General features: G+C 66.2%; 5 protein-coding genes. All 5 read left to right on the forward strand.

The features are described 5' to 3' along the window. Positions 1–75 precede the first annotated feature (75 nt). Genes Q7T45_RS15405 through Q7T45_RS15425 form a run of 5 tightly spaced genes read left to right on the forward strand, consistent with a single transcriptional unit; the run spans position 76 to position 5,810 of the window. Positions 76–903 (forward strand): alpha/beta fold hydrolase, encoded by an 828-nt coding sequence (locus tag Q7T45_RS15405; RefSeq protein WP_304871799.1) that lies wholly within the window; start codon positions 76–78, stop codon positions 901–903. Next, positions 903–2,192, forward strand: a complete 1,290-nt coding sequence (locus Q7T45_RS15410; RefSeq protein WP_304871800.1) for an acyl-CoA dehydrogenase family protein — start codon at positions 903–905, stop codon at positions 2,190–2,192. Before Q7T45_RS15405 ends, Q7T45_RS15410 begins: the two co-directional genes overlap by 1 nt. Before the next feature lie 7 nt (positions 2,193–2,199). Further along, on the forward strand, positions 2,200–3,735 hold the full coding sequence (locus Q7T45_RS15415) for a class I adenylate-forming enzyme family protein (protein WP_304871801.1): 1,536 nt from the start codon (positions 2,200–2,202) through the stop codon (positions 3,733–3,735). Further along, positions 3,732–4,820 carry an NAD/NADP-dependent octopine/nopaline dehydrogenase family protein gene (locus Q7T45_RS15420; RefSeq protein WP_304871802.1) on the forward strand — a complete coding sequence of 363 codons (1,089 nt, stop codon included), beginning with the start codon at positions 3,732–3,734 and terminating at the stop codon, positions 4,818–4,820. Before Q7T45_RS15415 ends, Q7T45_RS15420 begins: the two co-directional genes overlap by 4 nt. Positions 4,821–4,823: 3 nt before the next feature. After that, complete coding sequence (locus Q7T45_RS15425; RefSeq protein ID WP_304871803.1) at positions 4,824–5,810, forward strand: 3-hydroxybutyryl-CoA dehydrogenase; 987 nt, start codon at positions 4,824–4,826, stop codon at positions 5,808–5,810. Positions 5,811–6,577: the final 767 nt, after the last annotated feature.

Raw genomic sequence — 6,577 nt, forward strand, 5'->3', positions numbered from 1 at the left:
ACCCCGCAGGTAGCGTCGGCAGGACTCGAAAGGTCCTGTTGGCAGCGGCAGGTCCGACTTTACCGGAGGTCCGGCGTGCCCAATTCTGCAGCCCTCGAAACCCGGGACGGACGCTTCGGCTATGAGGCCGCGGGCGATCCTGCCCGCGTGCCACTGGTGTTCCTGCATGGAATCGGCGGCGCAGCGCGGGCATGGCGCGGCCAGATCGACGCCTTCGGTGGTCGATATCGCGCCATCGCCTGGGACATGCCGGGCTATGGCGGTTCGGCACCGCTCCCCACCGTCAGCATCGCTGCCCTCGCCGACGCCCTGCGGGATTTCCTGCAGCAGGTCGGCGCGACGAAACCCATTCTGGTCGGGCATTCGATCGGCGGCATGATCGTCCAGCAGGTGCTGGCGACCAGCCCCGACATCGCCAGCGCCGTCGTGCTGGCGCAGACCAGCCCGGCGTTCGGCAAGCCCGACGGCGACTGGCAGAAATCCTTTATCGATGCCCGGCTCGGCCCGCTCGACCGCGGCGAAACCATGGTTTCGCTGGCACCGACCCTGGTGAAGGAATTGGTCGGCGACGATCCCGACGCCAGCGGCATGGTGCTGGCCCGCGACTGCATGGCCGCCGTTCCCGAGGCGACCTATCGCGCCACCATGCTGGCGCTGCTGGGGTTCGATCAGCGTGGCGCGCTGAAGAATATCGCGTTGCCCTGCCTGGTGCTGTCGGGCTCGAAGGACAACAACGCACCGGCGCCGATGATGGCGAAGATGGCGAGCTATATTCCCGGGGCACAATACGTTGAACTCGATGGCGTCGGCCATCTCGCCAATCTGGAGCGGCCTGCTGCGTTCAACGCCGCGCTGGATCAATTCCTCAGGGCCCATGTGGCTGCAACCCAAGTGACGGCATGATGACGGTACCAGTAAACAAGAGCGCGGCGGCGATTGACGGCATCGTTCTGGACGCGCCGATCTTCGATCCCCATGCGTTCCGCCTCAACGACGAGCAGGCCGGAATCGTCGCACGCGCGCGCCAGCTCGGTCAGGCGGTGTTCGCAGGCCGCGCCGCGGCCTATGACCGCGATGCGAAATTTCCGACCGAGAATTACCGCGACCTGCACCGTGCCGGCCTGCTCGGCATCGCCATTCCAAAGAAGCATGGCGGCCTCGGCGCCGACTACCAGACCTACGCGCTGGCCGCCGCCGAAATCGGCCGCTACTGCGGCGCCACCGCGCTGACCTGGAACATGCATGTCTGCTCGACGCTGTGGTCCGGCCCGCTGGCCGACGACCTCGACATGGACACCGCCACCCGCGACGAGCACGAGGCGCGACGCGCCGTGCATTACAAGCGCATCGTCGGGGACGGCGCGGTCTATTCGCAGCCGTTCTCGGAGGGCGGTGCGGCGGCCGCCGGCGGCGTCGCGTTCGGCACCGAGGCAAAACCGGTCGAGGGCGGCTGGCTCGTCAACGGCAAGAAGATCTTTGCCTCGCTGGCGGGCCATGCCGACTATTACGGCGTGCTCTGCACCGAGGTCGCCGAGGGCGAGAAGGCCTCGCGCCGCAACACGCTGTATCTCGCGCTGCCGGCCAAGGCACAGGGCATATCGGTGGTCGGCGACTGGGATCCGCTGGGCATGCGCGGCACCGTCTCGCGCACGCTGCTGTTCAAGGACGTGTTCGTGCCCGAGGATGCCGCGCTGATGCCGCGCGGTGTTTACTTCCAGGCGGCAATGCGCTGGCCGCACATGTTCCTGACGCTGTCGCCGACCTATATGGGCCTCGCGCAGGCGGCCTACGATTTCACCGTGCGCTATCTGCGCGGCGAGATGCCGGGCACGCCGCCGGTCAAGCGGCGGATGTATCCGACCAAGCAGATCGCGGTGGCGCAGATGCAGATCAAGCTGGAGCAGATCAAGGCGATCTGGTTCCAGGCGGTCACCGAAGCCGGCCCCAATCCCAGCAAGGAACAGGTGCTGCGCGCTTACGCCGCGCAATATTCCGTCATGGAGGGCGCCAACGAGATCGCGACGCTCGCCATCCGCACCTGCGGCGGCCAGGCAATGCTGAAGTCGCTGCCGCTGGAGCGGATCTATCGCGACAGCCGCTGCGGGTCGCTGATGCTGCCATGGACCGCCGAACTCTGTCTCGACCGCATCGGCCGCGAAGCCCTGTACGAGACCGGCGAGACGGACGACTAGTTCGACCATGGACCTCTCCGATCTCATCGAACGGAACGCGGCCTTCACGCCGGACAAGCCCGCGACCATTTTTGAGGGCGACGTTCTCAGCTACGCGGCGTTCAGCGCGCGCATCGAACAGACCGCGCGGGCGCTGAAGGCCGAATACGGCGTCGGCCGCGGCGACCGGGTCGCCATCCTCAGCCTGAACCGGCCGGATTACCTGGTCCTGCTCTATGCCTGCGCGCGGCTCGGCGCCATGCTGGTGCCGCTGAACTGGCGGCTCGCGGTGGCCGAGCAGTTGTTCATCCTGTCGGACGCCTCGATCAAGGTGCTGGCGCTGGAACAGGCGTTTGCGGGCGTGCTGCCTGCGCTGGAGAGCAACCTGCCCGAAGCAAGCGTGGTGGGACTCGATTTCGCGCCGCCGCGAGGCCGCGCATTCGACGCGTTGCTGACGCAGGCTCGCGGCGACGGCCGCAACCCGCACACCGACCTCAGCTGCCCGCTGCTGATCGTCTACACCTCCGGCACCACGGGAAGGCCGAAGGGTGCGGTGCTGCGGCAGGAGGCGCTGCTGTGGAACGGGGTGATGAGCCAGCACATGCACGGCCTCACCTCCGATGACCATGTGCTGACCGTGCTGCCATTCTTCCATGTCGGCGGCCTCAACATCCAGACCACGCCGGCGCTGCATGTCGGCGCCACCGTGACCATCCATTCGCGCTTCACGCCGGACACAACACTCGCCGCCTTCGAGCGCGACCGTCCGACCCTGACGGTGCTGGTGCCGGCCATCATCCAGGCGGTGACCGAGCATCCGGCCTGGACCGCCGTCGATCTCTCCTCGCTGAAGGCGATCTCGACCGGATCGACCATCGTACCGCCGCATCTGATCGAGCGTTTTGTCAATCGCGGGGTGCCGGTGCTGCAGGTCTATGGCTCCACCGAGACCTGCCCGATCGCGGTTTATACCAGACTCGGCGGCGACCTTTCGCGGGTCGGCTCGACCGGCCTGCCCGGCCTGTGCTGCGAAGCCACCATCATCGATGAGGCCGGCGCCGAATTGCCGCCGGGGATACCCGGAGAAATCGCGGTGCGCGGCCCCAACGTGTTCTACGAATATTGGGGCAACCAGCAAGCCACGCGCGAGGCGCTGCATGACGGCTGGTATCGCACCGGTGATATCGGCTTGCGCGATGCCGACGGCTATTTCTTCGTGCACGACCGCAAGAAGAACCTGATCATTTCCGGCGGCGAGAACGTTTATCCGGCGGAAGTCGAGCGCGTGCTGCTGGAGCATCCCGATGTCGTCGAATGCGGCGTGATCGGCCGGCCCGACACTAGATGGGACGAGGTGCCGGTCGCTTATGTGATCCGGCGGGCCGGCGGTTCGGTCGAGGCGGAAGATTTGAAGGCACATGTGCTGACTCAGCTGGCCCGCTTCAAGGTGCCGCGCGATATCGTGTTCGTCGACGACCTGCCGCGCACCGCGCTGGGCAAGGTGCAGCATTTCATGCTGCGCCAACTCGACACGCCGACGACTTCACAGGGAGGCCCACTTTGAAGATCGCGGTACTCGGCGGCGGCAATGGCTCCTTCGCAGCTGCCGGCGATTTCGCCTTGCAGGGCCATCACGTCAGGCTGTGGCGGCGCGATGCGGAACTCGTGGCGCAGCATCGCGCTGCGGGCTCCCGCATTGTCGTGAAAGACAGCAACGGCCGGCACGATGTGCAGCTGGCGCTGGTGACATCGGATATCGCCGAGGCCGTTGATGGCGTCGAGCTGATCCTGTGCCCCGCCCCGGCCTTCGCCCAGCCCGATATCGCGCGGCTGCTCGCGCCGCACCTGGCCGACGGCCAGGTCGTGTTCCTGCCGCCGGCGACCTTCGGCTCGATGATCTTTGCCAGGGCCGCGCACGACGCCGGCAATCCCGCGCGCGTCAGTTTTGCCGAGACCGGCACACTGCCCTGGCTGACCCGCAAGCACGGACCGTTCGAGGTCGCCATCACCATCCGCGCCAAGCGGCTGCCGGTCGGCGTCTTTCCGTTGGATACCGCTCCTCATGCTCTCGCTGTGATCGGCCTCGCGTTTCCCGGCGTGATCGAACCGTGCGGCGATGCGCTGTCGGGTGCGCTGATGAATGCCGGACCGATCATCCATCCGCCGCTGATCGTGATGAATGCCGGGCCGATCGAGCATTTCGAACGCTGGGACATCCACAAGGAGGGCACGCAGGCCGCGATTCGTCGCGTCACCGACGCGCTCGATGCCGAGCGCATCGCGGTGCGCGAAGGGCTCGGTTATCGCGGGCCGCATTTTCCGCTGGCGCATCACTACGCCAGTGAAGGCGAGCAATGGATGTATGGCCGCGGCTCGCACGATCGCCTGACCGATTCCGGCGACTGGCGCGAGCGGATCGTGCTGACCGAGCATCGCTACATGCGGGAGGATTTGCGGCTCGGCCTGTCGTTGCTCGTCTCCGTCGCCGAACTGGTGGGAGTCGCAACGCCGCTGGCGTTTTCGTTTCTTTCCGTCGGCGGCGCCATCTGCGGTGAGGATTTTCTGGAAGGCGGACGCACGCTGGCTTCCCTCGGTCTCGGCCATCTCGATCGCGACGAGTTGCAGACGCTGCTGCGCAAGGGATTTTGAGCAATGACCGCTGCCCGCCCCGTTATCGCCTGTCTCGGCGCCGGCCGCATGGGCCGCGGCATCGCGGTGGCATTCGCCTATGCCGGCCACGCCGTCATCATGATCGACGTCAAGGCGCGTTCGACCGAACAATTTTCGATGCTCGAAGCCGAGGCGCTCGGCGAGGTCGGCAAGACGCTGGCGAGCCTCGCGCGGTTCGGCTTGCTTGATGGCAATGACGCCGATGCCATCCTCGCGCGTGTCTCGGTGGCGCCGGCGCACGACATGGCTGCCGCACTGGCTGGCGCCGGCCTCGTATTCGAGGGCGTGCCCGAGGTGGTCGAGCTCAAGCGCGAGGTGCTGGCGGCTGCCTCGAAATGCGTCGCGCCCGATATCGTGATCGCCTCGACCACGTCGACCATTCTGGTCGACGATCTCGCGGGCGCCGTCGAACATCCAAAACGCTTTCTCAACGTGCACTGGCTCAATCCGGCCTATCTGATTCCGCTGGTCGAGATATCTCCGGGCGCGGCGACCGACTCCGGTGTGATCGCGCGGGTCAAGGCGCTGCTCGAAGGCATCGGCAAGGTGCCGGTGGTATGCGCGGCGACGCCCGGCTTCATCGTGCCGCGGATCCAGGCGCTGGCGATGAACGAGGCGGCGCGGATGGTCGAGGAAGGCGTCGCCAGCGCGGAGGACATCGACAAGGCGATCCGCTACGGCTTTGGTTTCCGCTACGCGGTGCTGGGCCTCCTGGAATTCATCGACTGGGGCGGCGGCGACATTCTCTACTATGCCAGCCGCTATCTCGAAGGCGCGCTGCATAGCGACCGCTACCGCGCGCCCGACGTGATCGCCAGCAACATGCGCGACGGGCGCATCGGCATGCGCACCGGCGCGGGCTTTCTCGATTATTCCGGGCTCGATGTCGACGCTTATCGCGAGAAGCGGCTCGCGGAGATGGTGGGGTTGCTCAGGCATTTTGGCCTGGCGCGGCCGCCGGTGCTTTAACAACGTCATTGCGAGGAGCGGCCGCGGCGTATGGGTCCCTGCGTTCGCAGGGACGACAATTGTGGGTGTGCGCGAACAAGACTCCGCGTTCCCGCGGCGCTATGCGCCCGGGGTTTGCATCAGATTTACCCTTCCTGAGAAAGAAGGGCGCAGGGAAAGCCGGGCGCCGATCGCACCCGCGGTCGTGCACAAAAAGCGCACGAGTAGACCACAGGGCAACCGGATCGACCGGCTTTCCCCGCACGATGGGTTACGGCTTATACGTGATCACCCTGGTGACCGGGCTTTCTTGCCACCATCGCCCTGCGGATTGACGATGCGCCCGAACCCGGTTGGGCCGGATGCATCTCCGCAGGACTTGACGCCAGCGTCGGGGCGTCGGGCCTACACGACTTCGCCGTCCGCGCCCGTCCCGCCAAAGCTCTCGCCGGACCTCGTCCCTATCCGGCGAGTTTCGTCGAAGACAGTTTGCAGCGCCGTCCGTCCGCGCGCCGGCCAATCGCTCACGGAGTTCAATCCGCCCTGCAATCCCTTGCGCGCCCGACGCTGTCGCGTCCATCGCATCCCACCGCGCGTTCGTGACGACTCGCGATCCGCCCCTCGTCGGGTGGGACGGGCGAATTGCTAAAGGTGATTTGCCCGACGTGTTAAGCGAAATATTTTTGTTTCGAGGGCTTGACTTTTGCTTCGGAAAATCAGAAGTGATTTGCCCGTCGGGTAGTTTCTTCACTCCCCTCCCCACCGCTTCGCGGGCGAAGGGAGAAGTT

The organism is Bradyrhizobium sp. (assembly GCF_030646015.1).
In the GTDB taxonomy this organism is placed as follows: domain Bacteria; phylum Pseudomonadota; class Alphaproteobacteria; order Rhizobiales; family Xanthobacteraceae; genus Bradyrhizobium.

Excerpts from the sequence above, each read along its gene's own strand:
- Q7T45_RS15410 (WP_304871800.1), top strand. The coding sequence starts at position 903 with ATGACGGTACCAGTAAACAAGAGCGCGGCGGCGATTGACGGCATCGTT.
- Q7T45_RS15415 (WP_304871801.1), top strand. The coding sequence starts at position 2,200 with ATGGACCTCTCCGATCTCATCGAACGGAACGCGGCCTTCACGCCGGAC.
- Q7T45_RS15425 (WP_304871803.1), top strand. The coding sequence starts at position 4,824 with ATGACCGCTGCCCGCCCCGTTATCGCCTGTCTCGGCGCCGGCCGCATG.